We start from the raw sequence: 26,731 nt of genomic DNA, 5'->3' as shown, positions 1-26,731 counted from the left end.
AGCCATGACCGAGCAGAACCCGCCCCAGGACCCCTACCAGCCCTCCGGGCCCGAGGGTCCCCGCACTCCCCGGGCCGACGACGAGCACACCCGCCCGCTGCCGCCCTACCAGCCCACCGGCGCCCCCCAGGGCCAGCGCGGCTACTCCGAGCCCCCGATCTGGCAGGGCTCCTACCCGCCGCCCCCGCAGGACCCCTACACCTCCCCGGCGCTGGCGACCGTGCCCCCGCGGGCACGTGGCCGCAAGTACGCCGCGGCCCTCCTCGTGGGCGCCCTCCTCGTCGGCGGCGGCGCCGGTGTCGGCGGGGCGGCGCTGTACGACGCGGTCACCGACGACGGCGTGGCCGGGTCGACCAGCAGCGGCGGGGTCGAGGCGACCAAGACCGCCGTCGTCGAGGATGGCACCGTCGAGAAGGTGTCCTCGGCCGTGCTCCCCTCGGTCGTCAAGGTCAACGTGAGCAGCTCCCAGGGAGCGGGCTCGGGCTCGGGCATCGTGCTGAGCAAGGACGGCGAGATCCTCACCAACAACCACGTGGTCGCCGGTGCCGGCGAGGGTGGCGACATCTCCGTGAGCCTCAACGACGGCACCACGCTCCAGGCCACCGTCGTGGGCACCGACCCCCTGGTCGACATCGCGGTGATCAAGGCCCGGGGCGCCACCGACCTCACCCCCGCGGCGATCGGCAAGTCCGGCGACCTCAGGGTCGGCCAGTCCGTGGTCGCGATCGGCTCGCCGTTCGGCCTCAACGCCACGGTCACCTCGGGCATCGTCTCCGCGCTCAACCGACCGGTCTCGGTCGGCACCGACGAGACCTCCCAGCAGAGCCAGTCCACGACGTACCCCGCGATCCAGACCGACGCGGCCATCAACCCCGGCAACTCCGGCGGGCCGCTGGTCGACCTCTCCGGTCGCGTGGTCGGCATCAACTCCTCGATCCGCACCTCGAGCAGCAGCAGCCTCAGCGGCGGGCAGGGCGGCTCGATCGGGCTCGGCTTCGCGATCCCGATGGACGAGGTGCTCCCGATCGTCAACCAGATCATCGACGGCGAGACCCCGACCCACGCCCGGCTGGGCGTCTCGGTCGGCGACACCGGTCAGGACGGCCAGGGCGGCCAGACCGGTCAGCCCAGCCAGGGCGCCCTGGTCAGCGAGGTCGAGAACGGCGGCGCGGCCGACTCCGCCGGCCTCCGCAACGGCGACGTCATCACCAAGGTCGACGACGAGGTCATCGACGGGTCCGAGTCGCTCGTGGCCACCATCCGCGGCCACCGCCCCGGCGACGACGTCACCATCACCTACGTCCGCGACGGCAGGACGGCCACCACCCAGGCCGACCTGGGCTCGGACGCCGGCACCCCGGCCTCCTGACCCACCCCGCACGGCCCCGCCACGGCGGTGGAGCGCCCGAGAACCCGAGAGCTCGGGCGTTCCTCCCCCCTGGCGGGGCCGTCGGCGCACGTCGGCGCGATCACGTAGACGCGCGGACACAAGTTCGGGCAGCCGGTCGCGACACGCGGGCAGAGCGGGAGCAACCGGACACCGACCAGGACTTGTGTCCGCGCGTCTACGAACGTCGGACCGGGCCCAGGGACCCGCCCCTCAGCCGTCGAGCAGGTCGAGCAGCAGCCGGCGGAGCAGGGCGAAGCCGTTCTCGGTGAGGATCGACTCGGCGTGGAACTGGACGCCGCGGAAGTGCGGGCCCTCGACCTGGTGCACGTCGCCGGTCGCGGCGTCGGCCTGCACGCGTACGCCGGTCGGCAGCGTGTCGCCCGCCCGGGCCACGAAGGTGTTGTAGAACCCGACCGGCTCGGTGCGGCCGTCGAGCTCGACGCGCGACTGCGTGCCCTGGAAGACGATGTCCTTGAAGGCCAGGTCGAGCCCGAGCACGTCGCACAGCACCTGGTGGCCGAGGCAGACCGCGAGGAAGGGCTGCTCGGCCTCCAGCAGGTCGCCGACCGCGGTCCGGTACGCCGCGATCTTGGGGTGGTCGTGCTGGCGCGGGTCGCCCGGTCCGGGACCGACGACCACGAGGTCGGCACCGTCGAACGCGCCGGCGGCGTACTCCTCGTGGCGCACGACGGTCGAGTCCATCCCGATCACGGAGAACACGTGGGCGAGCATGTTCACGAAGTCGTCCTCGCCGTGGAGGATGACGATCTTCCGCCCCTGCAGCGAGGGGGCGGCGTCGGCGCCGGACTGGTCGGTGAGCCAGAACTTCGCGAGCCGCTGGTTGCGCGAGCCGAGCGCGATCAGGACGTCCTCGTCGGCGATCAGGTCGGCGACGTCGGTGGGCGCCGCGGTCGCGCCGGGGGCAAGCCCGAAGGCCGACAGGATGCCGCCGGCCTTGGCGTGGGTCTCGGCGACCTCGTAGTCGGGCTCGGAGTCGCGCACCAGCGTCGCCCCGGCGGTGACCTTGAGGTGCCCGTCGGCGCTGACGTCGGCGGTGCGGATCACGATCGGGCTGTCGGCGGTGGGGGCGCCCTGCTCGTCGCGGCCGAGCAGCGCGAGCGCGCCGGCGTAGTAGCCGCGCCCCTCGGACTCGTAGCGGTGGATCAGCCGGCAGGCGTTCTCCACGGGGGCACCGGTGACGGTGGCGGCGAACATCGTGTCGCGCAGCACGTCGCGCACGTCGGAGCGCGTGCGGCCGGCCAGGAGGTACTCGGTGTGCACGAGGTGCGTCATGGGCTTGAGGAACGGTCCGAGCACCTGGCCACCCTCGTGGCAGATGTCGCACATCATCTTCAGCTCCTCGTCGACGACCATGAAGAGCTCGAACACCTCCTTCTCGTCGGCGAGGAAGTCCAGCAGCCGCGGCTTCAGCTCCGCCCGCTCGTGGCCGCGCAGCCGGAAGGTGCCCGAGATGGGGTTCATCCGCACGTCGCCGCCGTGCACGCTGACGTGCCGCTCGGGCGAGGCGCCGATCAGGAACCGCTCGCCGGTCCAGAAGCAGTAGGTCCAGTAGGCGCCGCGCTCGCGGGTGAGCAGCCGCGCCAGCACGCCGAGCGCCTGGCGGGAGTCCCAGTCCTTCAGCTTGGCGCGGTAGTGGCGGCCGACCACGAGGTTGGCCCCCTCGCCCCGGCCGATCTCGTCGCGGATGATCTGCTCGACGACCGCGGCGTAGTCGGCGTCGCTGGTCTCGAAGCCGCCGGTGTCGTCGTACGCCAGGTCGACCTCGGGCAGCTCCGCCAGCAGCTCCTCCAGCGGGACCTCGCGCTCGGTCGCGATGTCGACCACGGCCAGCGGAGCCCCGTCGTCGTGCGCCACGAACCCGCGCTCGGCGACCTGCCGGAACGGCACCGCCACCAGGCGGTCGAAGCGGCGCCCGGCCTCGGGGACCCCCTCCTCGAGCGGGATGTCGCGCAACGTCTCGAGGTGGCTCACCGGACCGCCGACGAGGGTGACCGTCGGCGAGTCGCGCAGCCGCACGACGGCCCACGCCTCGTGCCCCATCAGCTCCTCGAGAGCGGACCGGGCGTCGAGCGGGGCAGGCATGGCCCGAACGCTACCCGTACGCCGACCGGGCACCCGTGCTGAGTCCAGGGCCGGGTCAGGGGGTGGTGAGGGTGACCATGCGCTGGGTGGCGCGGGTGTAGACGACGTAGAGGGTGGCGCGGCCGGTGGGGGCCTCGTCCTCGATCTCCTGGGGCTGCACGACGACGATGCCGTCGAACTCCAGGCCCTTGGTGTCCAGCCCCGGGAGCACCACGATCCGCGACTCCGGGGTGCCGGTCTCGGCGGCGAACTCCTCCCACGAGGACACCCAGCGGGTCACCTCGCCGAGGCGGGCGACGGGCACGACGATGCCGACGGTGCCCTCGAGCGAGCCGGCCAGCTCGGTGAGGTGCTGGTGGACGGCGGCCTCGAGGTCGTCGACCACCAGCTCGGCGGGCGCGACGCCGGTCGAGCGGACGGCGTCGGGCAGGTCGGCGTCGAGGCCGACCCGCTCGGCGTACGCCGCGGCGAAGTCGTAGATCTCCGAGGAGTTGCGGTAGTTGGTCGAGAGGTGGAACTCGTGGACCTGCTTGTCGCCGAGCGCCTCGGCGCGGGCGCGGCGGGCCTCGGCGGGCACCGGCCACGACGACTGGGCGGCGTCGCCGACGATGGTCCAGGTGGCGGTGCGGCCGCGGCGACCGAGCATCCGCCACTGCATCGGGGTGAGGTCCTGCGCCTCGTCGACGAGCACGTGGGCGAAGCCGTCGTCCTCGACGCGGTGGGTGGGCGGGGTCCAGCCGCGGGGGCCGGCGTACTCCCGGTCGGAGGCGGTGGTCACCTCGACGAGCGAGGAGTCCTCGGCGCTGAGCCACTCGTCGTCGACCGAGCCGGTGTTGACCAGCGGCGGGTCGCCGAGCATGTAGCGCAGCTCGTCGAGCAGCGCGACGTCCTCGACGCTGAGCGTCTCGCCCCACGACTTGGCCAGCACGCGGACGGCCTCGTCGTCGAGCACGCCCTCGCTGACGCGGGCGAGCAGGTCGGGGTCGCGCAGCCAGCCGAGCACGGTCGGGGCGTCGAGCACCGGCCACCAGGCGGCGGCGAACTCGAGGAAGTCGTCGCGGGTGCGGATCTCCTCGGAGAAGTCCTCCTTGGTCCGCTCGCGGCCGCGCTCGGAGCGCACCTGCCGCCAGAGCGCGTCGATCAGCGTGGAGGCGACCTTGGTCGTGGAGCGGTTGCGCAGCCCCATCGAGAGCAGCTGGCGGCGGATCGCGCCGAGCTCGCGACGGCCGAGGACGAGGTTGTCGTCGCGGTAGAACACGCGGTACTCGCCGGGTCCGTCCGGCACCGCCTGGCGCGCCGTACGACGGAGCACCTCGGCCATCGACGCGGACCCCTTGACCTCGGCGACGGCCGGGTCGTCGCGCCGCGAGGCCTTGACGCCGTCGACGACCTCGCCGAGCGAGCGCAGCGCCACGGCGGTCTCTCCGAGCGAGGGCAGCACCCGCTCGATGTAGCGCATGAACACCCCGGACGGGCCCACGACGAGCACGCCGCCGCGCTCGTAGCGGCGCCGGTCGGCGTAGAGGAGGTAGGCCGCGCGGTGCAGCGCCACGACCGTCTTGCCGGTGCCCGGGCCGCCGGAGATCGACACGACGCCCTTCTGGGGGGCCCGGATCGCCTTGTCCTGCTCGGCCTGGATGGTGGCGACGATGGAGTGCATCGACCGGTCGCGGGCCCGGGACAGCTGCGCCAGCAGCGCGCCCTCGCCGACGATCTCGAGGTCGGTCTCGGCCTCGGCGTCGAGCAGGTCGTCCTCGACGCCGAGCACGGTCACCCCGCGCGAGCGGAGGATGCGCCGACGTACGACGCCCTGGGGGTCGTGCTGGGTGGCCTGGTAGAACACCGCGGCCGCCGGCGCCCGCCAGTCGATGAGCAGGGTGTCGTAGTCGTCGTCGCGCAGCCCGATCCGGCCGATGTAGCGCGGGGGGACGTCGCGCTCGGGGCGCAGGTCGAGCCGGCCGAAGACGAGACCCTCGTGGGCGGCGTCGAGCGTGGCCATCCGGCGGGCCGCCTGGTAGACCATGGCGTCCCGCTCGACGAGGCCGCCCTCGTTGCCGATGCGCCCCCGCTCGAGGCCCTCCTTGGCCAGCTCCTGGGCCGAGGCCGCCGCCTTCTCGAGCTGCGCGTAGACGGTGTCGACGTACGCCTGCTCGTGCGCGACTTCGCGCGCGGCCACGTCACTGCTCAACGCGGTGCCTCCATCGACCTGATCCTGCCCGGGGAAGCGACAACTCTACTCGGGCAGGGTCCTGCGCGCGGTCGTCGGGCCGAGGTGCGGACGCCTCAGGCCAGGTCGTGCACGAACTCCGCGAGCTGGGTGAGGTTGCGGCACTCGACCATGGCCGCGATCCGGCCGTACTCGCTCGCGGCCGAGTCGCCGGTGTCCCAGTTGCGGACGTGCTCGGGGTTGAGCCACCAGGTGTGCCGGGCGGCGTGGACCAGGTCGCGGAAGACGGGCAGCGCGAGGTCGCCGTGGTTGGAGCGGGCGTCGCCGAGGACGAGCAGGTTGGTGCGGGGGGTGAGCGCGTCGGGGTGCTGCTCGGCGAAGCGGGTGAAGGCCCGGCCGTAGCTGGTGCGGCCCCACAGGCTCGCGTGCCGCGCGCTCGCCGCGAGGTCGGCCAGCACGGTCGCGGGGTCGGCGCCGGGGACGAAGCGGTCGGTCACCTCGTGGACCTCGTCGACGAAGGTGAAGGCCCGCACCCGGTTGAACTGCTCGCGCAGCGCGAAGACCAGCATCAGCGTGAAGCCGGCGAACCCGGCCACCGAGCCGCTGACGTCGCACAGCACGACGAGGTCGGGCCGACCCGGTCGGCGTGGGCGGTGGTGGGTCTCCAGGGGCACGCCGCCGCTGCTCATCGAGGCCCGCACGGTGCGGCGGAAGTCGAGCGGCCCGCGGTGGCGCTGGTGCTGCTCGCGGTTGAGCCGCGTCGCGAGCCGCCGGGCCAGCGGCTGGACCTCGCGGCGCATCAGCTCGAGGTCGGCGCGACGGGCCGAGCCGAAGTCGATCTGCTCCACGGCCTGGCGCACGGTGTGGCGGGCGACGTGCTGCGGGCCGCGGACCTCGGCCGCGCGGCGGCGTACCTCTGCCTCGACGAGGTCCTCGAACGCCCGCGCCTGCGCCTCCACGAGCCGGCGCAGCGACGGGTCCTCGTCCGGGTCGCTCATGCCGATGCCGGCGAGGGCCTTCGCCACCAGCTCGCCGGGCGAGACCCGGTTGCTGACGTTGTACGCCGACCAGCGCTGCTCCCCCGGACCGCGGCCCCGGATCCGGCCGAACCGCTGCACCCCCTCCCTCGCCAGCACCGCCAGCGCGTCGGGGTCGCCCAGCGCCATCGCGGTCGCCAGCGCCTCCCGGAAGTCGGCCAGCGCCTGCGGCCCGTCGTCGAGGGGGGTGGGGTGCTCCGGGTGGGCGGGGTCCTCGGGTAGTCCGAGACGAAAAGCACCATCAGGACCCCCCTCGGTGGTGCTTTTCGTCTCGGAGTACCCGTCCCCCACGACCGCCGGCCAGTAGAGGTCGAAGACCTGGTCGAAGGAGGGGCGGTGGGACTGGCGGGTCAGGAGCGTGGCGGAGTACGCCGCCCGCAGCGTCTCGCGCTCGTGCAGCCCGAGCGCCTCGATGGCGCGCACGGCGTCCAGCCCCTCGGACAGCGCGACCGGGAGCCCGGCGTCGCGCAGCGCCTGGAGGAAGGCGAGGTGGCGGTCGAGGAGGCTCATCGCGTGCGCAGCTTGAGCTCCTTGAGCGCCCGCTCGTGGTCGGAGTGGTGCTTGAGCACGACGCCGAGGGTCTGCGCGATCGCGGCCTCGTCGAGGGTGCCGGTGCCGAGCGCGACCAGGGTGCGGGCCCAGTCGACGCTCTCGGCGATCGACGGCGACTTGCGCAGGTCGAGCGCACGGAGTCGGGAGACCACCTCGACGAGCTGGCCGGCGAGCTCGTCCTCGACCTCCGGCACCTGGGAGAGCACGATCTCGCGCTCCCGCTCGCTGTCGGGGTAGTCGATGTGCAGGAACAGGCAGCGGCGCTTGATCGCCTCCGACAGCTCGCGGGTGGCGTTGGAGGTGAGCACGACCAGCGGCCGGCGTACGGCCTCGACGGTGCCCAGCTCGGGGATCGTGACCTGGAAGTCGCTGAGGATCTCCAGCAGCAGCCCCTCGACCTCGACGTCGGTCTTGTCGACCTCGTCGATCAGCAGCACCGTCGGCTCCTCGCGCCGGATCGCGGTGAGCAGCGGCCGGGTCAGCAGGAACTCGTCGGTGAAGATGTCGTCGTGGGTCTCGTCCCACGCCTGGTCACCGGCGGCCTGGATGCGCAGCAGCTGCTTCTTGTAGTTCCACTCGTAGAGCGCCCGGGCCTCGTCGAGGCCCTCGTAGCACTGCAGCCGCACCAGCCCGGCCCCCGTCGCCCGGGCCACCGCCTTGGCCAGCTCGGTCTTGCCGACGCCGGCGGGGCCCTCGACCAGCAGCGGCTTCTCCAGCGCACCGGCGAGGTAGGCGGTGGTGGCCGTGGCGGTGTCGGCGAGATAGCCCACCGCCCCCAGCCGCTTCTCGGCGTCGGCGGGGGACTCGAACCACGGGGAGGTCACCGGGCCATGCTGCCAGTCGGGCCCGCCGAGGTGCTCAGTGCTCGAGCTCGGCGAGGTCCAGGTCGGCGGGGAGCAGCCGGTGCACCAGCCACGCGGCGACCAGCATCAGCAGGGCGCCGGCGAGGCCGACCCAGGCGAAGGCATCGGTGTACGCCGCCTGCGCCGCCGCCGCGACGGGGGTGTCGAGCGCGAGCGCCAGGGACTCCCGGGCGTCCGCGGACGCCGACCCGGGCAGGCCACCGCGGTAGAGCGCCGCCGTCAGGCCGCCGAGCACGCTGATGCTCAGCACCGCGCCGAGCTCGTAGCAGATCTCCTCGACCGCGGCCGCCGAGCCGACCTGGTGCTGCGGGGCGCTCCCGACGATCAGCGCCGAGGCCAGGGCCAGGGCCCCGGTGCCGAGACCGACCAGGGTCAGCGCCACCGCCACCCACAGGTAGGGCATCGGGCGCGGCGTGAGGAACAGCACCAGCGGACCGGCGGCGAGCAGCAGCAGCCCGAGCACCACGGCGCGCCGGGCGCCGAAGCGCGACGCGATCGCGGGCGCCAGCGGCGAGGCGACCAGGCCGCTCACGGCCAGCGGCAGCAGGGCGACGCCGGCGAGCAGCGGGCCCCACCCCTGGACCAGCTGGAGCCACTGCGAGCCGACGAAGAGCAGCGCCATCATGGTGATGCTGCTGGCGAGCGCGGCGACGACGCCGGCGCGGAAGAGCGGCAGCCGGAACAGCGAGACGGCCAGCATCGGGTCGGTCTGGCCCAGGCTCCGGCGTACGAACACGGTGAGCAGGAGGGCACCGAGCAGGACGCCTCCGACCGGGACCGGGCCGAGGCCGACCTTGCCCAGCTCCTTGACGCCATAGACCAGCGCGACCATGCCGCCGACGGTCAGCACGACACCGGGGAGGTCGATGCGACCGGGCCGCTCGGAGCGGCTCTCGGGCAGCAGCCAGAGGCCGGCCGCGATCGCGACGAGCATGAGCGGCACGTTGACGAGGAAGGCCGCGTGCCAGCTCCAGACCTCGAGCAGGGCGCCACCGACGACCGGGCCGACGGCCGCACCGAGGGAGGCCATCGCCGCCCACAGGCCGAGGGCGTAGGCCCGCTCCTGCGGGTCGGGGAAGAGGGTGCGGATCAGGGACAGCGTCGAGGGCATGATCATCGCTCCGCCCAGGCCGAGCGCGACGCGCAGCGCGATCACGGTCCCGGCGGTGTCGACCCAGAGCACCACGGTCGAGGCGACCGCGAAGATCGCGAAGCCGGTCAGCAGCATCCGCTTGCGGCCGACCCGGTCGGCCAGCGCGGTGACCGGCACGAGCAGGCCCGCGAGCACGAGCGGGTAGGCGTCGACGATCCACAGCTGCTGCAACGCGCTGGCGCCGGTCTCGGCCGCGAGCGCGGGCAGGGCGACGTTGAGGACGGTCATGTCCATCACGACGACGAGCAGGCTGGCGGCGAGCACGGCGAGGCCCGCCCAGCGACGGGGGTGGCCCGGCGTCGCGGGGGCGGTGGGACGGGTGAGGGGCGTGGTGGTCATCGGACGGGCTTTCCCGGAGCGGCGGCTCCGTGGAGGAAGAAGGAGGAGACGACGGCGTCGAGGTCGCGCCGGGGCACGTCCCCCGCGCGCAGGGCGTCGCGGGCGGCGACGAGCAGGCCGTAGCAGGCCTGGGAGAGCCAGCGGGGGCTGACGTCGTCGCGCAGCACGCCGGCGGCCTGGGCCGCGGCGAAGAGCTCGATCTCGCGCTCGGCGAGCGCCTCGCCCCGCGCGGTGAGGGTGGGCTCGGCCAGCACAAACTGGTCGGTGAGCGCGAAGCCGAAGTCGTCGGAGTCCTCGAGATACTGCCCGAGCAGGGTCACCAGGGTCTCGCGCAGCCGCGCCGCGTCCTCGCTGGTGCACACGTCGCCCACCCGGGCGGCGTCGAGCCGCTGCTCCCAGCGGTCGAGCGAGCGGGTGCCGATCTCGACCAGCAGGTCCTCGCGACCGGAGAAGTGCCGGTGCAGGGTGGCCCGCCCGATCCCGGCCGCGGCCGCGATGTCGGCCATCGAGCTGGTCGGGTCGAGGTTGAGCCGCCGCTGGGCGGCACCCAGGATCTCCTCGCGCGTCGACATGCGACACCTCCGTCTCGTGTGAGACACAACTGTCTCACACGAGACGCTGGTGTCTCAACTCGACGCGGTCACCTGGTCACCAGCGGTGGTGGACCAGCTCTCGCACCCGGGCGTCGTAGAGGTCGCGGACCCCGGCCAGGAACGCCTCGCCCAGGGGCGCGACGTCGCCGGCGGCCGCGTTGGAGCGGGCCTGCTCGCTGTTGCGGGCCCCGGGGATGACGGTGCTGACACCGGGCTGCTGCCAGATCCACGCGATCGCGGCCTGGGCGGAGGTGACCTCGCCGGGCAGGTCGCGGACGAGCGCACCGAAGTCGGCGGCGGCGGCCAGGCCGACGTCGTACGGCACGCCGGAGAAGGTCTCGCCGACGTCGAACGCGCTGCCGTCGCGGTTGTAGCTGCGGTGGTCGTCGGCGGCGAAGGTGGTGCTCGCGTCGTACTTCCCCGAGAGCAGGCCCGAGGCCAGCGGCACCCGCGCGATGATCCCGACCCCGGCCTCCTGGGCGGCGGGCAGCACCCGCTCCAGCGGCTTGAGCCGCAGCGCGTTGAGGATGACCTGGATGCTCGCGACGTGGGGGCGGGCGATGGCGGCGAGCGCCTGGTCGACGGTCTCCACGCTCACGCCGTACGCCGCGACCGAGCCGTCCTCGACGAGGGCGTCGAGCGCGTCGTAGGTCGCGTCGTCCTCGATGGTGGCGCTCGGCGGGCAGTGCAGCTGCACGAGGTCGACGGTGTCGACGCCCAGATTGTTGCGCGACCGGTCGATCCACGCCCGGAAGTTCGCGGCCGAGTAGTTCTCCGGCAGCTGCTCGGCGCGGCGACCCATCTTGGTGGCGACGGTGAACCCCTCGCCCGCGTGGTCGGCGAGGAAGCGGCCGACGACCCGCTCGCTGCGGCCGTCGCCGTAGACGTCGGCGGTGTCGTAGAACGTCACGCCCGCCGCGGCCGAGGCCTCGAGCACCTCACGGGCGTCGGCCTCGCTGACCTCGCCCCAGTCGGCGCCCAGCTGCCAGGTGCCGAGCCCGACGACCGACACCTCTCGTCCGGTGCGTCCCAGCGTGCGCTTCTCCATCGTCGTCCTCCTCGTCCCGGCGCCGGTCCCGGCGTCCCCGACGTTCCTACAGGACGCCGACCTCAGAGCGAGACCTGGCGCCCGATCACCACGGTGCGCTCCGAGGGCAGCCGGAAGAGGTCGACCGCGTCGGGGGTCACCCGGTCGATCGCGAGGTAGACCCGCTGTCGCCACCGCGGCATCGACGCCCGGCGGTCGAAGACCACGACCGGGTCGGAGACGAAGAACATCGTGGTGTCGGGGTCGAGGCCGTCGAGCTCGCCGTCGGCCAGCGCCACCGCGTCGGTCAGCAGCCGGGGGAGGTCGACGCGGTCGGCGTACCCGAAGGTGGCCGTAGCCGCACACACCCCGTCGTGCCCGTCGCCGAGGTGGTCCAGCTCGAGCCGGTCCTCGGCCGGGACCCGCGGCCGGTCGACCGTCGCGACGGTGAGCAGCAGCACGACGCGGTGCAGGGTGTGCACCTGCTCGGCCATCGTGCTCAGCGCCACCGGCGTCACCTCGGGGTCGCGGCTGAAGAACACCGCCGCGCCCGGCACCCGGGCGACCTCGCAGCCCGGCGCGGACAGCTCGGCCAGCAGGTCGCGCAGCGGCTTGGCCTCCGACCGGCGGCGCTCGTCGATGGTGCGCCGCCCCCGCGACCAGGTCGTCATCACCAGGACGAGCACGACGCCGATGCCCAGCGGCAGCCAGCCGCCGCTCGCGACCTTGGGCACGTTGGCGGCCAGGAACACCAGCACGAGCGCGAGCACCAGGCCCGCCGCCACCCGGCTCGCCCGCCAGCCGCCGCCGGACGCGCGGGCCTGCCGCGTGCGCAGCGCGAGGTACATCGTGGAGGTGACCGTGACGGTCAGCGTCACCGCGAGTCCGTACGCCGAGGCCAGCGCGGCCGAGCTGCCGAACAGCACCACCAGCGCGAGCACGGCTGCCGCGATCAGCCAGTTGACCACCGGCACGTAGATCCGGCCCGCCTGCTCCTCGGAGGTGTGCCGCACGTGCACGGTCGGCAGCAGCCCCAGCCGCGAGGCCTGCTGCACCACGGTGAACGCCCCGGAGATGACCGCCTGGGAGGCGATGATCGTGGCCAGGGTGGCCAGCACGACCATCGGCAGCGTCAGCCAGCCCGGCACGATCGCGTAGAACGGGTTGGCGGCCGCCGACGGGTCCGCCGCGACGGCCGCGGCCTGACCGAGGTAGGCGACCACGAGCGCGGGGAGGACCACGAAGGTCCAGGCCCGGGCGATGGCGAGGCGGCCGAAGTGGCCGAGGTCGGCGTAGAGCGCCTCGGCGCCGGTGAAGGCCAGCACCACGGCGCCCAGCGAGAGGAACGCGGTGAGCGGCTCGGACGCCACGAAGAGCACGATCCAGTGGGGGCTCAGCGCCTGCAGCACCGCCGGGTGGTGGGCGATCGAGATCGCGCCGAGCACGGTCAGCGAGGCGAACCACAGCACCATCACCGGCCCGAAGAAACGGCCGATGCTGCCCGAGCCGAGCTGCTGCACGAGGAACAGCGCGGCCAAGACGACGAGCGCCATCGGGACGACGTACGCCGCCAGGCCGGGGTCGCTGACCTCGAGCCCCTCCGCCGCGGACAGCACCGAGATGGCGGGGGTGATCACGCTGTCGCCGAGGAACATCGCGGCGCCGGTCGCGGCGACGACGCTGAGCACGGCGAGCCGGCTCCCCCGGCCCGACGTACGACGGAGCAGGGCCAGCAGCGCCAGCAAGCCGCCCTCGCCGTCGTTGTCGGCACGCAGCAGCAGCCGGACGTAGAGCAGCGAGACCACCAGCGTCATCGACCAGATCACCGTCGAGGTCATCCCGTAGACCAGCTCCGGCGTCAGCCGCGCCGGCCCCTTCGAGCCGTCGGCGAGCACCGTGGTGAACGCGTAGAGCGGGCTGGTCCCGATGTCGCCGAAGACGACCCCGAGTGCCCCCAGGACCAGCATCGGCCCACCGGCTCGCCCGGTCGTGGAGCTCATGCTCGCCACAGTAGGACTCGCAGCGTCTCGCGCGGCGGCGTACGACCTGGTTCTGGACAGCCCGCGCCTCAGCCCGTCGGCAGCTTCCCGGTCTCGCGGATCCGCTCCAGCGCGCCGTCCTCGTAGTAGCGCGGGTCGAGCAGCACCGTCCACTGGTGGGTCTGCCCGGCGCCCTTCTCGCCCCGCGCCGTCACCTGGGTGACGAAGCCGCTGGGCGAGACGCCCGGCGTGAGGCTGACCTCCTGCTCGCCGTCGCCGGTGAGGGCCTCGCGCCAGGTGGCGACCGCCTCGCGCGGCAGCCCCCACCGCTCGACCGCCTCGTCGAGGGCGGCCAGGCCGTCGGCCTCGGTGTCGTAGGACTCGAACCACGTGACGGCGTCGGCGGTGTCGGCGCTGCTGAAGAAGGTGGCCGAGAAGGTCGAGGTCGCGACGCGCTCCTCGCCCTCCGGGGCGCGCAGCACCAGGTCGATCTCGCGGCCGCCGGGTCGTCCGACGATCGGTCCCATCCGGTTCTCGGGCAGACCGACGTCCGACCTGGTCAGGGTGAGGTCGCGGAGGTCGAAGCGGGCGCTGCCCGACTCCTCGATCTGCTGCACGCCCTCGCGGTCGAGCGGGGAGTTGCTCACGGTGGCCTCGTCTCTGCGGTCGGGGTCGGGGTCCTCGCTGGTCGAGCAGCCGCCCAGGGCAGCGGCCACGGCCACGGCCAGGACCAGGCCGGCGGCCACGACGCGGCGCCGGGCGGGACGGGGGCTCATCGGCGGTACTGCCAGTCGGTGGCGAGGTCGGAGAGGATGCCCGGCGTACGACCGATCAGGCGGTAGTCGTCGACGCGGCCGTCGAAGTCGCTCCCCACCAGCTCGCGCAACCGGTCGGGGTCGTCGTGCAGCAGCTCCTGGTAGGCCGGGAGCGTGTCCTGGGTGATCAGGTCCCACCGGTCGTAGCGGTCGGCGATGTTGCCGTCCGGCAACGGGGTGACCACGTCGCCGAGGTCGGCCTGCGGCACGTGGAACGGACCGACCTGGCCGGGGGTCTTGAGGTCGATGACCTCGGGGAAGACGTCGGCGTACCCCTGCGCGCCGGGGATCGACGGCGCCCCGACGAGGGTCGTCATCCAGGTCATCGCCTCACCGGTGCCGGGACGATCGCGCATCCGGTCGTAGTCGTCGGCGATGATGTCGAACTGCTCGCGCTGGAGCAGCGCCTCGTTGCCCTGCTCGACCCGGGTGGGGTCACCGCTGGCGATGTCGTGCCACGCCGTGCCGGTGCGTCCGTCCATCAGGCCGGCGGCCTGCATCCGGTCGGTCTCGTCGGTGCCGCCGAGCAGGTAGGCCTCGTGCATCGAGGCCTGGTCGAGGAAGATCTCCTTCTGCATCGACAGCAGCGTCTGCTCGTAGTACTGCACCTCGGAGTCGGGCAGGTCGCGCAGCGTCTCCAGCATCTCGCGGGCGTCGTCGTCCCAGTCGCCGGGCGCGTTGGGGATCGAGGGGATCGCACCGTCCACCCCCTGCGCGAGGTCGCGGATCATGTCGAGGTCGTAGAACCCGGCGGCGAAGCTCGGGCCGATCAGGTTGGCCATGCCCGCCCACTGCAGGTCGGGGTGGTCGAGGAACAGCTGGCCGTAGTAGTCGTAGACCGAGGTGATGGTGCCGCTGTTGGCCGAGGCGCCCGCCGCGGGGTCCCAGGCGCCGCCGTCGATGCCGGCCGCCTCCAGCGCCTCGTCCTGCCAGTAGCCCTCCAGGAAGTCGCGGTAGGGCTTGCCCTGGGCCGACAGCGTCCCGGCGTCCACGGCCTGGTCGAGCAGCTCCTTGGCGGCGTCGGGATGGGCGGCCATCCACCGCTGGAAGTCGCGCGACGCGAGCAGCGCGGTCACCTGCTGCTGGCTCATCCCGGTGGTGCTCGTGGGCGGGGAGTACTCCAGCCCGGCGTCCACGTCGGCGCTGGTCGCGCGCAGCTCGTCCAGGGCGGAGTCGATCGCGTGCGCCACCTGCGCGTCCTCGGTCGACAGCGTGCCCAGCGCGTCGCTGATGGCCTCGGCGTGGGCGTCGAGCTCGGCCTGGCGGGCGTCGACCTCGTCCGCGGGCACGGTGCGGGAGTCGGTCACCATCCAGTCGTCGGCGACCGCGAACCCGTCGGCCACCGCTGCGTCGACCTTCCCCAGGAGGGTGCTGCGGGCCGACTGCAGCCGGGGTACGCCGTCGCGGATCGCCTGCTCGACGTCCTCGAGGCGGGCCCGCAGCCGGCGCCCGAAGGCCAGCTCGGTGCGCACCCGGGCCTCCGCCGCCCGCGCGGCCCGGCCCTCCCACTCCACGACCAGCTCCTCCAGGCTCCGCTCGTGGCGACGCAGCTGGACGCTGAGCTCCTCCGTCCGCTCGCCGACGGCGTCGGCGGCGGCCGTGAGACCGGCGGGGCGCCAGCGGCGTACGGACGACAGGGTGTGGGTCATCGCGCGCTCACCGGCTCATCGCCCCGAAGCCCGTGACGATGTCGTCCTCGGTGGCCTCGTAGTCGTCCTGGGTGCCGTCCGCGACGTCGGCCATCTCCTGCAGCCGCTGCGCCAGCACCTCCATCGCGCCCTCGACGTCGGGGCCGGCGGTCGACACGGCCTCGGCGGTGCGCGTCGACGGCAGGTCACCGCGTACGCCGCTGCCGATCGACCCGCCGTCGATCCGACCCAGCGCGTCGGCGGCCTCGCGACACTCCCCCGCGAACGCGCGCAGCCGCCCGGGCGGCACGTAGATGTCCGACATGTCGAGAAGGGTCTCAGACACATCGCCCCAGGTCACCCCGTCGGTGGATCATGGCGGCCATGACCACCATCCGGTTCGACCACGTCGGCGTGGCCGTCGCCGACCTCGACCGCGCGATCGCGTTCTTCACCGGCCTCGGGCTGGAGCTCGAGGGGCGGATGTCCGTGGAGGGGGAGTTCCTCGACACCGTCATCGGCATCCCCGACGCGCGCACCGAGATCGCCATGCTGCGCCCGCCCGGCGGGGGCACGGCGCTCGAGCTGTCCACCTTCGAGCGGCCCGACCACCAGCCCGACGACCCGGGGGCGATGGCGACCCGCACCGGGCTGCGCAACGTCTGCTTCGAGGTCGAGGACCTGCACGCCACCGTCGGCCGCCTCGCGGGCGAGGGCTACGGCCTCGTCGGGGGCATCGGCCAGCACGAGGACGTGTGGTTGATGGCCTACGTGCGTGGACCGGAGGGAGTGATCGTCTCGCTGGCCGAGCGGATCGGCTGAGGTCGTCGATCCACATATCGGGAGCAGGTCTGGTGTTCGTACAGGTGTTCGAATAAAGTGATCACATGACCACCGCGACCACCCTGTCCGAGCCCGTGCTCGAGGAGCTGGCGCGGCTCGAGGACTGCCTCGACCGGCTGCTGGCCATCACCTCGCCCGTGACCGACCCGACCACGGCACTGCAGGGCGTGGAGCGGGCCCAACGACGGCTGGCCGCGGTGCGGCTCAAGGTGCTCGGCGCGGCAGAGGCGCAGCAGACCGCCGCCGCACGCGGGCTCCCCACGACCGCCGCGTGGGCGGCACGCGAGTCCCGCACGTCGACCGTCGACGCCGCCCGCGAGACGCGGCTCGCCGTCGCGCTCGGTGCTGAGCCCCACGGCGACACCGCCCGCGCCCTCGAGGCGGGGGACGTCTCCACCGCCCACGCCGCCGTCATCACCGCCGCGCTGGCCACGCTGCCCGGCCGGCTCACTACGGACCAGCGAGCCGCCTGCGAGCGACGCCTGGTCGTCGACGCCCAGCGCTACTCCCCCGACCAGCTGCGGCGCCACGCCCGCCGGGTGCTCGCCGAGGTCGAGCCCGACCAGCAGGCGGTCGATGCCGAGGAGGACGCCCAGGTGGCCGCCGAGGAGGACCGGGCGTACGCCGCGACCGCACTCTCCTTCCACGACAACGGCGACGGCACGGTCACCGGCCGCTTCACGCTTCCGCACCTGCAGGCGGCGATGCTGAAGAAGGCCGTCGAGGCCCTGGCGGCACCCCGACGGGTGCGCGGGACCGAGCACACCAGCCCCGAGCACGCCCGCGGCATCGCCCTCGCCACCCTCCTCGAGCACCTGCCCACCGAGCACCTCACCGGCACCACCAGCGCCCAGGTCGTCGTCACCATGGACGTCACGCTCCTCCGCGGAGCACTGCGCACCGCCGGCCTCGACACCGACCAGCCGATCTCGGCCGGCCAGGCCCGACGCCTGGCCTGCAACGCCCACCTCCTGCCGGCGGTGTGGGGCAAGACCCTCGGTGGCGCCTCCCGGGTCCTCGACCTGGGTCGGTCGTCCCGGCTGTTCAACGACACCCAGCGCACCGCCGTCGCCGCCGTCCACCGGCACTGCGCAGCGGACGGGTGCGACCGACCCACCGCCTGGTGCGAGCTCCACCACCGCACCGCGTGGTCGACCGGCGGCACCACCGACCTGGCCGACGCGGTGCCGTTGTGCCACTGGCACCACCGCCGCATCCACGACCACCGGTTCCGCCACTCGTGGCGACCCGACGGGTCGGTGGTGTTCGCGTTGGTCGGTCGGCGATGAGCCGCGGCCCCGTCGCGCCCGCGCGCTCGGCGAGCCGGACGCGCGCGGGTCGGAGGACCGAGAGCCCCGGGCCCCCGGTCTCAGAGTCCCCGGGCGAGCCGGTGGTAGGCCGCGTTCCAGCGCAGCCCGTCACGGAAGGACCGCGTGGTGGTGTGCTCGTCGATGACGACCAGCTCGGTGCGGGTCATCTCGGCGAAGTCGTCGAGGATCTCGGTGTCCAGCGCGGTGGAGAGCACGGTGTGGTGCGGGCCGCCGGCGGTGAGCCACGACTCGGCCGAGGTGGCGAGCGAGGGGTGCGGCTCCCACACGGCGCAGGCGACGGGCAGGTGGGGCAGCGCCTCGTCGGGCTCGACCACGTCGATCTCGTTGAGGGTCAGCCGGAAGCGGTCGCCCAGGTCGGAGATGCCGACGACGACGCCGGGGCCCGGGTCGGCGGTGAAGCGCAGCCGCACCGGGTCCTCGCGACCGCCGATGGACAGCGGGTGGATCTCGAGCGAGGGGGTGTCGGCGGTCAGCGACGGGCAGACCTCGAGCATGTGGGCGCCGAGGATCTTCTGCTCGCCCTCGACCAGGTGGTAGGTGTAGTCCTCCATGAAGGACGTGCCGCCGGGCATCCCCGCGGCCATCGTCTTGGCGCCGCGCAGCAGCACCGAGGTCTTCCAGTCGCCCTCGCCGCCGAAGCCGTAGCCGTCGGCCATGAGCCGCTGCACCGCCAGGCCGGGCAGCTGCCGCAGTCCGCCGAGGTCCTCGAAGTTGGTGGTGAAGGCGCCGAAGCCGCCGTCGGTCAGGAAGGCCCGCAGGCCCAGCTCGATGCGGGCGCCGTAGCGCAGCGACTCGTGGCGGTCGCCGCCGGCGAGCAGCTCGGGGGCGACGCGGTAGGTGTCGGCGTACTCCACGACCAGCTTGTCGACCTCGTCGTCCGCAACGTCGTCGACGACCTCGACCAGCTCGGTGACGCCGTAGGTGTTGACCGAGACGCCGAAGCGGTGCTGCGCCTCGACCTTGTCGCCCTCGGTGACGGCGACGTCGCGCATGTTGTCGCCGAAGCGCGCGAGGCGCAGACCGCGGAGCTCGTGGCGGCCCAGGGCGGCCCGCACCCAGCACTCGATCCGGTGGCGCACCGACGGCGACTCGACGTGGCCGGCGACCGTCTTGCGGGGGACGCCGAGGCGCGACTGCATGTAGCCGAACTCGCGGTCGCCGTGGGCGGCCTGGTTGAGGTTCATGAAGTCCATGTCGATGGTCGACCACGGCAGCGCGACGCCGGCCTGGGTGTGCAGGTGCAGCAGCGGTTTGGCCAGCGCGTCGAGCCCGGCGATCCACATCTTGGCCGGGGAGAAGGTGTGCATCCACACCACGACGCCGACGCAGTCGTCGGAGGCGTTGGCCTCCAGCATCTGGCGGTGGATCGACACGGCGTCGAGCAGCACCGGCTTCCAGACCACCTCGGCGGGCAGGCCGTCGGCGGCGAGGCGGCCGACGATCTGCTGCGACTGGCTCGCGACCTGGTCGAGCGTCTCGGGACCGTAGAGCGCCTGGCTCCCGGTGAGGAACCAGATCTGGGGGGTCGGACGCGTCATGCGGGTGCCTCGTTCTCGGGGAGGGGGTGGGGAGCGGGATGGATCACGGGGTGGATCACGGGGGCTCGCAGGTCAGCCGGGCTGGCCGTAGACGTTCTGGTAGCGGTCGAAGAGCTGGTCGACCCGGTCCTGGGCGATCGGCACCGGCTGGCCGAGCTGGCGGGCGACGTGCACGGTGCGGGCGACGTCCTCGCACATCACGGCGGCCTTGACGGCCGCCCGGGCGTCCTTGCCGATCGAGAAGACGCCGTGGTTCTGCATCAGCACCGCCGGCGACCGGCTGTCGCGGAGCGTCTCGACGATGCCGCGACCGATCGAGTCGTCGCCGATGACGGCGAACGGGCCGACGGGGATCTCGCCGCCGAACTCGTCGGCGCCCATGGTCAGCACGCACGGCACCGGCTCGGCGCGGGCGGCCCACGCCGTGGCGTAGGTCGAGTGGGTGTGGACCACGCCGCCGACGTGCGGCAGGTGGCGGTAGACGTAGGCCTGCGCCTCGGTGTCGGAGGACGGGGCGTGCTCGCCGTCGACGACGCGGCCCTCGAGGTCGCAGACCACCATGTTCTCCGGCGTCAGGTCGTCGTACGAGACCCCGCTGGGCTTGATCACCAGCAGGTCCTGGCCGGGCACGCGCGCGGAGACGTTGCCGGCCGTCCACACCACCAGCCGGTAGCGGGTCAGCTCGGCGTGCAGGGCGCACACCTCGCGGCGCAGGGCGCCGATGGTGGTGCGGACGTCGGACACGGCGGTCACGCGTGAGCCCCTTCCAGCCGGTCGGTCGCGCCGGCGGACGACGCGGTGGATGGCGCGGTGGGTGGCGCGGTGGGGGCGCCGCTCGGCGGCTCCGTCGCTCCCAGGTCGACGGAGCGCGCCTCGCGGCGCAGGGCACGCAGCCGGCGCATGGCGCCGGAGTCGCGGCCGAAGTGGTCGTGCAGGGCGACGTACTCCGCGAACAGCCGGTCGTAGCGCCGGGCGGCGGCCTCGTCGGGCACGAAGGCGTCGCGCTGCACCCGGCCCATCCGGGCGGCGGCCGCCGTGACGTCGTCGTAGGCGCCGGCGGCGACGGCGGCGTGGATGGCCGAGCCCAGCGCCGGGCCCTGCGCCGAGCCGATGAGCGAGAGCGGCAACCGCAGCACGTCCGCGTAGACCTGCATCAGGAGGTGGTTCTTGGACAGCCCGCCCGCGATGACGAGCTCCTCGACGGGCACCCCGGCATCGCGGAAGGTCTCCACGATGACGCGGGTGCCGAAGGCCGTGGCCTCGAGCAGGGCGCGGTAGACGTCCTCAGGCCGGGTGCCGAGCGTCAGGCCGACGACCGTGCCCGACAGCTCGTGGTCGACCAGCACCGAGCGGTTGCCGCTGTGCCAGTCGAGCGCCACCAGTCCGTGCTCGCCCACCTGCTGGGCCGAGGCCAGCCGGGTCAGCAGCTCGTGGACCGACTCGCCCGCCGCGCGCGCCGCCTCGGCGTACGACGCCGGCACGCTGTTCTCGACGAACCACCCGAAGATGTCGCCGACCCCGCTCTGGCCCGCCTCGTAGCCGTAGCGGCCGGCGACGATGCCGCCGTCGACGACCCCGCACATGCCGGGCACCTCCCGGAGCACGTCGGAGCTCATGACGTGGCACGTCGAGGTGCCCATGATCGCGACCATCTGGCCGGGCTCGGTGGCCTGGGCGGCCGGGGCGGTGACGTGGGCGTCGACGTTGCCGACCGCGACGGCGATGCCCTCGGGCAGCCCGGTCCAGGCGGCCGCCTCGGCGGTGAGTCCGCCGGCGCGCGTGCCCAGCTCGCCGATCGGGTGCTCGACCTTGTCGGCGACGAAGGCCTCGAACCCCGGGGCCAGGGCGCCCAGGAAGTCCGGGGTCGGGTAGGTGCCGTCCTGGTAGATGCCCTTGTAGCCCGCGGTGCAGGCGTTGCGGACGTAGGTGCCGCACAGCTGCCACACGATCCAGTCGGCGGCCTCGACCCAGTGCTCGGTGCGGTCGTAGAGCTCGCGGTCCTCCTCGAACAGCTGCAGGCCCTTGGCGAACTCCCACTCCGAGGAGATCAGCCCGCCGTAGCGCGGCAGCCAGGCCTCGCCGCGCTCCTCGGCGAGCCGATTGATGCGGTCGGCCTGCGGCTGGGCGGCGTGGTGCTTCCACAGCTTGACGTAGGCGTGGGGCCGGTCCTCCAGCCCGGGCACCTCCGAGAGCGGGGTGCCGTCGGCCAGCGTCGGGACCATCGTGCAGGCGGTGAAGTCGGTGGCGATGCCCACGACCCGGGCAGGGTCGACACCGGCCTCGGCGAGCGCGGCCGGGACGGCGGTCCGCAGCACGTGCCGGTAGTCCTCGGGCACCTGCAGCGCCCAGTCGGGCGGGAGCGGCCGGCCCGAGGGCAGCGTCTGCTCGAGCACCGCGTGGGGGTACGCCGTGACGGCGCTGCCCAGCTCGGCGCCGTCGCCGACCCGCACCACCAGGGCCCGGCCCGAGAGGGTGCCGTAGTCGACGCCGACGACGTAGGTGTCCTGCGGAGCGGCCTCGGAGGCGTGCGGTGCGGTGCTCATGGGGTCCTCTCGACGGGGGTGCGGCGGGGCGCGCCGGTGGAGCGGCGTACGACGAGCGTGGGGCGGAGGAGCTTGCCGACCCGGTCGTCGAGCTGGTGGGAGCCGGGCGCGCGGCCGTCCTCGACGGCGCTCTGCAGCACCTCGATGGCGCGGCGGCCGATGGCGGGGAAGTCCTGGTGGACGGTGGTGAGCGGCGGGATGAGGTACGCCGACTCCGGCAGGTCGTCGAAGCCGACGACGCTGACGTCCTCGGGCACCCGCACGCCGGCCTCGTGGAGGGCGCGGAGCAGGCCGATGGCCATGTGGTCGTTGGCGACGAAGACGGCCGTGACGTCGCGCATCCCCGCAAGGCGTACGCCGGCCGCGTGGCCGCTCGCCGCGCTCCAGTCGCCGACCAGCGGGTCGGGCGGACGCAGCCCGCCGACACCGAGGGCGGTGCGCCAGCCGGCGAGCCGCTCGCGCGCCTCGGTCCACTCGGCGGGCCCGGCGACGTGCTGGATCCGGGTGTGTCCGAGCCCCAGCAGGTGCTCGGTGGCGAGCACGGCACCGAGGTGGTTGTCGACGCCGGCGGTGAGCCGGGCCCGGGACAGGTCGCCCTCGACGACCACGACCGGCAGCGCGCCGGTCTCCTGGGCCCGGACCGCCTCGAGCGCCTCGTCGTTGGCGGCGATCAGCACGATGCCCTCGACCCGCTGGTCGCGCAGCCGCTCGACCGCCTCGGTGACGTCGCGACGGGTCACCTCGGGCAGGTCGATGGCGCTGACGAAGTAGCCCGCCTCGCGGGCGGCGGTCTGCACCGAGCGGTGGATGGCCGCGGGTCCCCAGAACTCGCTCTTGGTGCCGATCACCCCGAGGGTGGCCGAGCGCCGCGTGACCAGGGCGCGGGCAGCGACGTTGGGCCGGTAGCCCAGCTGTCGGATGGCCTCCTCGACCCGGGCGCGCGTCGCGGGCCGCAGGTGGGGGGCGCCGTTGACGACGCGCGAGACGGTCTGCAGCGAGACGCCGGCCAGGCGGGCGACGTCGGCCATCACCGGCGACCGCTCCGGCTCCGGGCGCGGGGCGGCTGCGACCCCCGGTCCGGGGGCCGGGACGGTGCCGGTCACGGCTGGCGCCTGGTGATGAGGCGCTGGACGACGACGAAGAGGAGCAGCAGCACGCCGATGGTGATCTTGGTCCACCACGAGCTCAGCGTGCCGTCGAAGGAGATGAAGGTCTGGATGGTCCCGAGCACCAGCACGCCGAGCAACGAGCCCACCACCAGGCCGCGGCCGCCGGTGAGCAGGGTGCCGCCGATGACCACCGCGGCGATCGCGTCCAGCTCCATGCCGACGGCGTGGAGGCTGTAGCCCGAGAGCATGTAGAGCGAGAACAGCAGCCCGGCGAGCGAGGCGCAGAAGCCGCTGATGGCGTAGACGCCGACCTTGGTGGAGGCGACCCGCAGACCCATCAGCAGCGCCGACGACTGGCTGCCGCCGATGGCGTAGACCGTGCGCCCGAACCGGGTGCGGTGCAGCACCCAGGCGGCGACGACGACCGTGCCGAGCGCCACCAGCGCGGTCGGGGTGGTGCTGTAGCCGCCCGGCAGCGGCACCGACGCGGCGGCGACGGAGAAGAAGGTCTCGTCGCGGATCGGGATCGACTCGACGCCGATCAGGTAGCACAGCCCGCGGGCCAGGAACATGCCGGCGAGCGTCGCGATGAAGGGCTGGATGTCGAAGTAGTGGATGACCAGGCCCATCAGCAGCCCGAGCACGGTGCCGGTGAGTAGCACTGCGGCGACGGCCAGACCGGGCGCCCAGCCCGCCTCGAGGGTGCGCGCGGCGATCATGGTCGACAGCGCCACCACGGAGCCGACCGAGAGGTCGATGCCGCCGGTGAGGATGACGAAGGTCATCCCGACCGCGAGCACGATCAGGAAGGCGTTGTCGACCAGCAGGTTGAGGGCCACCTCGGGGGTGGCGAAGCCCTCGTAGCGGACCCCGCCGGCGCCGAAGAGGCTGACGAAGACGACCGCGGTGGCGATCACGGGGAGGTACTGCGAGGGCGGGGACCAGCCGCGCAGGCGCTCCCAGGTGGTGGGTCCGGTCGTGCCGGAGGGGGTGGTGGTCGCGGCGCTCATGCCACACCTGCCTTCGCGGTCATGGGGAGGGTGCGGCGGCGTACGCGCAGGGCGTGCCGGACGCGCGGCGACTGCAGCAGGCAGACGAGGATCACCACGACGGCCTTGAACAGGTAGTTGGTCTGCGCCGGGATCCCCAGGTTGGGGATCGTGGTGGCGAGGGTCTGGATGAACAGCGCACCCACGAGCGTGCCGGCCAGCGAGAACCGGCCGCCGGCGAGCGAGGTGCCGCCGATGACGACGGCCAGGATCGCGTCGAGCTCGATCCACAGGCCGGCGTTGTTGGCGTCGGCGGCGCTGGTGTTGCCGGCGATCATCAGCCCGGCCAGGCCGGCGCACAGGGCGGCGAAGACGTAGACCGTCCAGATGATGGTGCGGGCGCGGACCCCGGCGAGCCGGCTGGCCTCGGGGTTGATGCCGACCGCCTCGATGAGCATCCCGAGCGCCGTACGCCGCACCACGAGCGCGGTGAGCGCGAAGACGCCCAGGGCGACCAGGATCGCGATCGGCAGCGTGGCGACGAAGCCGACGCCGAGGCCCGCGAAGGTGCTGTTGTTGACGGTGGTGATCTGGCCGTCGGTGACGAGCATGGCCAGGCCGCGGCCGGCGGTCATCAGCACCAGCGTGGCGATGATCGGCTGGATGCCCAGGACCGACACGAGGAAGCCGTTCCACAGGCCCAGCGCGACGCAGGTCGCCAGGGCGAGCGAGCAGGCCACGATCGCGGTGCCGACGCTGCCGCCGTCGGGGGCGCCGGCGATGTAGACGCAGGCGACCGCGCCGGAGATCGCGGCGACGGCGCCGACGGAGAGGTCGATGCCGCGGGTGGCGATGACCAGCGTCATGCCGAGGGCCACGAGCAGCACCGGGGCGCCGTTGCGGGCGATGTCGACGAGGTTGCCGTAGAGGTGGCCGTCCTGCATCCGCAGCGACAGGAAGCCGGGGTTGGCGACCACGTTGATCGCGAGCAGCGCGACCAGGGCGACGACGGGCCACAGCAGCGGGTGGCGCCGGAGCAGCGCCAGACGGGCGGGGGTCTCAGCCACGGGGGGCCTCCTGGGGGGTCGGACGCTCCTGGTCGGTCGGACGCTCCTGGCCGGCGATGAGCTCGAGCACGTCGCTCACGGAGACGTCGTCGTTGAGCCGCTCGTCGATCTTGCGGCGCTCGCGCATCACCACCAGCCGGTCGGAGAGGCGCAGCACCTCCTCGAGCTCGGCGGAGATGAAGACCACGGCCATGCCGCGGCGGGCGAGGTCGGCGACGAGCTGCTGGATCTGTGCCTTGGCGCCGACGTCGATGCCGCGGGTGGGCTCGTCGAGCACGAGCAGCTCGGGCTCGGTGAGCAGCCAGCGGGCGAGCAGCACCTTCTGCTGGTTTCCTCCCGAGAGGTTGCGCATGGTGGCGTCGGGGTTCGCCGGGCGGATGTCGAGCGCCTCGACGTACTTGGAGACCAGGGCCTGGCGCTGCGCGGCCGGGATGGGTCGCAGCCAGCCCCGGGAGGCCTGCATCGCGAGCAGCATGTTGTCGGCGACCGAGAGGTCCTCGATGACGCCCTCGGCGCGGCGGTTCTCGCTGCTGAACGCGAGCCGGCGGTCGATGGCGTGCCGTGGCGAGCGGAAGCGGCGGCTGGTGCCGTGCACCTCGATCTCGCCGGTGTCGGCGGTGTCGGCGCCGAAGAGCAGCCGGGCCAGCTCGGTGCGGCCCGAGCCGAGCAGGCCGGCCACGCCGACCACCTCGCCCTCGTAGACCGACAGGTCGGTGGCCTGCAGCGAGCCCTTGCGGCCCAGGCCGAGCACCTGGAGCACGGGGGTGGCGGTGCGGTCGACGAGGTCGGTCTCGGCGACCTCGCGGTCGAGCTCCTCGAGCGTGGCCAGCTCGCGGCCCAGCATCAGCTTCACCAGCTCGAGCTGGCTGGTCTCGGCGACCATCCGCTCGCCGACGAGGCGGCCGTTGCGCAGCACCGTGAGCCGGTCGCTGATCTCGAAGACCTGGTCGAGGAAGTGGGAGACGAAGACGATCGCGGTGCCCTGGTCGCGCAGCGTGCGCATCACCGTGAACAGCCGGGCCACCTCGTCGGCGTCGAGGCTGGAGGTGGGCTCGTCGAGGATGAGGACACGGGCCTCGACGTCGACGGCGCGGGCGATGGCGACCAGCTGCTGCACCGCGATCGGGTGGCGGCCGAGCACCGAGGCCGGGTCGATGTCGAGGCCCAGGCGGTCGAGCGTGGCGCGGGCGCGGCGGTTCATCGCCCTGGTGTGGATGCCGCCGAAGCGACGGGGCTCGCGGCCGAGCAGCATGTTCTCGGCCACGGTCAGGTTGGTGCAGAGGTTGACCTCTTGGTAGACGGTGCTGATGCCCGCGGCCTGGGAGGCCGCCGGGGAGGTGAACGACTCCTCGCGGCCGTCGACGACGATGGTGCCGGCGTCCACGGCGTACACCCCGGTCAGCGCCTTGATCAGCGTCGACTTGCCGGCGCCGTTCTCGCCCATCAGGGCGTGGACCTCGCCGGGGTAGAGGCGCAGCGCCACGTCGTCGAGGGCGGGCACGCCGCCGAAGGCGATGCTGATGCCTTGCATCTCCACCACGGGAGCCGCGGCGGGACGGCCCGCCACGGGCGCGACCTCGCGCGCCGGGGCGGGGGTGCCGCTGCCCACGGCGGCGGGGGTCTGGGTCTGGCTCATCGGGTTCCTCTCGCGGCTGCTGCACGACG

Annotated in this window: 21 protein-coding genes; 3 read left to right on the top strand and 18 right to left on the bottom strand. The window is 73.5% G+C overall.

Annotated elements, in window-relative coordinates:
- Positions 1-4: 4 nt before the first annotated feature.
- Positions 5-1,369, top strand: coding sequence for a trypsin-like peptidase domain-containing protein (locus ASG49_RS08975; RefSeq protein WP_056540475.1), 1,365 nt, complete (start codon positions 5-7; stop codon positions 1,367-1,369).
- Positions 1,370-1,600: 231 nt separating this feature from the next.
- Here ASG49_RS08975 and ASG49_RS08970 read toward each other — a convergent pair whose 3' ends face one another.
- The 11 genes from ASG49_RS08970 to ASG49_RS08920 form a co-directional block, all read right to left on the bottom strand.
- Complete coding sequence (locus tag ASG49_RS08970; protein ID WP_056540472.1) at positions 1,601-3,493, bottom strand: anthranilate synthase family protein; 1,893 nt, start codon at positions 3,491-3,493, stop codon at positions 1,601-1,603.
- 55 nt (positions 3,494-3,548) lie between these two features.
- Entirely contained in the window at positions 3,549-5,669 is a 2,121-nt protein-coding gene (locus ASG49_RS08965; protein WP_235561992.1) for an AAA family ATPase, read from the bottom strand.
- 107 nt (positions 5,670-5,776) lie between these two features.
- Complete coding sequence (locus tag ASG49_RS08960; protein ID WP_056540466.1) at positions 5,777-7,207, bottom strand: VWA domain-containing protein; 1,431 nt, start codon at positions 7,205-7,207, stop codon at positions 5,777-5,779.
- On the bottom strand, positions 7,204-8,073 hold the full coding sequence (locus ASG49_RS08955) for a MoxR family ATPase (RefSeq protein WP_056540463.1): 870 nt from the start codon (positions 8,071-8,073) through the stop codon (positions 7,204-7,206). Before ASG49_RS08955 ends, ASG49_RS08960 begins: the two co-directional genes overlap by 4 nt.
- Positions 8,074-8,107: 34 nt before the next feature.
- Positions 8,108-9,604 carry an MFS transporter gene (locus ASG49_RS08950; RefSeq protein WP_056540458.1) on the bottom strand — a complete coding sequence of 499 codons (1,497 nt, stop codon included), beginning with the start codon at positions 9,602-9,604 and terminating at the stop codon, positions 8,108-8,110.
- Positions 9,601-10,176 carry a TetR/AcrR family transcriptional regulator gene (locus ASG49_RS08945; RefSeq protein ID WP_056540455.1) on the bottom strand — a complete coding sequence of 192 codons (576 nt, stop codon included), beginning with the start codon at positions 10,174-10,176 and terminating at the stop codon, positions 9,601-9,603. Before ASG49_RS08945 ends, ASG49_RS08950 begins: the two co-directional genes overlap by 4 nt.
- Before the next feature lie 76 nt (positions 10,177-10,252).
- On the bottom strand, positions 10,253-11,245 hold the full coding sequence (locus ASG49_RS08940) for an aldo/keto reductase (RefSeq protein WP_056540452.1): 993 nt from the start codon (positions 11,243-11,245) through the stop codon (positions 10,253-10,255).
- A gap of 62 nt (positions 11,246-11,307) precedes the next feature.
- Positions 11,308-13,224 carry a KUP/HAK/KT family potassium transporter gene (locus ASG49_RS08935; RefSeq protein ID WP_156384255.1) on the bottom strand — a complete coding sequence of 639 codons (1,917 nt, stop codon included), beginning with the start codon at positions 13,222-13,224 and terminating at the stop codon, positions 11,308-11,310.
- Positions 13,225-13,292: 68 nt separating this feature from the next.
- On the bottom strand, positions 13,293-13,979 hold the full coding sequence (locus tag ASG49_RS08930; protein ID WP_156384254.1) for a hypothetical protein: 687 nt from the start codon (positions 13,977-13,979) through the stop codon (positions 13,293-13,295).
- Positions 13,976-15,667 (bottom strand): hypothetical protein, encoded by a 1,692-nt coding sequence (locus ASG49_RS08925; RefSeq protein ID WP_056540443.1) that lies wholly within the window; start codon positions 15,665-15,667, stop codon positions 13,976-13,978. Before ASG49_RS08925 ends, ASG49_RS08930 begins: the two co-directional genes overlap by 4 nt.
- A gap of 7 nt (positions 15,668-15,674) precedes the next feature.
- The gene (locus tag ASG49_RS08920) at positions 15,675-15,971 is read right to left on the bottom strand and encodes a hypothetical protein (RefSeq protein WP_056540440.1); all 297 of its coding nucleotides are present in this window, start codon (positions 15,969-15,971) and stop codon (positions 15,675-15,677) included.
- 59 nt (positions 15,972-16,030) lie between these two features.
- On the opposite strand from ASG49_RS08920, the gene ASG49_RS08915 reads away from it, so the two are divergent.
- Both ASG49_RS08915 and ASG49_RS08910 read left to right on the top strand, forming a co-directional pair.
- A complete protein-coding gene (locus ASG49_RS08915) occupies positions 16,031-16,468 on the top strand; it encodes a VOC family protein (protein WP_056541205.1) in 438 nt (145 codons plus the stop codon).
- Between the two features lie 65 nt (positions 16,469-16,533).
- A complete protein-coding gene (locus tag ASG49_RS08910; RefSeq protein WP_056540437.1) occupies positions 16,534-17,778 on the top strand; it encodes an HNH endonuclease signature motif containing protein in 1,245 nt (414 codons plus the stop codon).
- 80 nt (positions 17,779-17,858) lie between these two features.
- Here the strand turns inward: ASG49_RS08910 and araA are convergent, their stop codons facing one another.
- The 7 genes from araA to ASG49_RS08875 form a co-directional block, all read right to left on the bottom strand.
- Entirely contained in the window at positions 17,859-19,358 is a 1,500-nt protein-coding gene (gene araA / locus ASG49_RS08905; protein WP_056540433.1) for an L-arabinose isomerase, read from the bottom strand.
- Positions 19,359-19,430: 72 nt separating this feature from the next.
- Positions 19,431-20,111 (bottom strand): L-ribulose-5-phosphate 4-epimerase, encoded by a 681-nt coding sequence (locus ASG49_RS08900; RefSeq protein WP_056540430.1) that lies wholly within the window; start codon positions 20,109-20,111, stop codon positions 19,431-19,433.
- Complete coding sequence (araB, locus tag ASG49_RS08895; RefSeq protein ID WP_082533965.1) at positions 20,108-21,901, bottom strand: ribulokinase; 1,794 nt, start codon at positions 21,899-21,901, stop codon at positions 20,108-20,110. The genes ASG49_RS08900 and araB overlap by 4 nt, the downstream gene beginning before the upstream one ends.
- Positions 21,898-23,004, bottom strand: coding sequence for a LacI family DNA-binding transcriptional regulator (locus tag ASG49_RS08890; RefSeq protein ID WP_235561991.1), 1,107 nt, complete (start codon positions 23,002-23,004; stop codon positions 21,898-21,900). Before ASG49_RS08890 ends, araB begins: the two co-directional genes overlap by 4 nt.
- A complete protein-coding gene (gene yjfF / locus ASG49_RS08885) occupies positions 23,001-24,020 on the bottom strand; it encodes a galactofuranose ABC transporter, permease protein YjfF (protein WP_082533964.1) in 1,020 nt (339 codons plus the stop codon). The genes ASG49_RS08890 and yjfF overlap by 4 nt, the downstream gene beginning before the upstream one ends.
- Positions 24,017-25,066 carry an ABC transporter permease gene (locus tag ASG49_RS08880; RefSeq protein WP_235561990.1) on the bottom strand — a complete coding sequence of 350 codons (1,050 nt, stop codon included), beginning with the start codon at positions 25,064-25,066 and terminating at the stop codon, positions 24,017-24,019. Before ASG49_RS08880 ends, yjfF begins: the two co-directional genes overlap by 4 nt.
- The gene (locus tag ASG49_RS08875; protein WP_200936260.1) at positions 25,059-26,702 is read right to left on the bottom strand and encodes a sugar ABC transporter ATP-binding protein; all 1,644 of its coding nucleotides are present in this window, start codon (positions 26,700-26,702) and stop codon (positions 25,059-25,061) included. Before ASG49_RS08875 ends, ASG49_RS08880 begins: the two co-directional genes overlap by 8 nt.
- Positions 26,703-26,731: the final 29 nt, after the last annotated feature.

The organism is Marmoricola sp. Leaf446 (genome assembly GCF_001424755.1).
GTDB lineage: Bacteria > Actinomycetota > Actinomycetes > Propionibacteriales > Nocardioidaceae > Marmoricola.
Note: the sequence above shows the minus strand (reverse complement) of the source record. Positions and strands in the feature narration are given on the sequence as shown.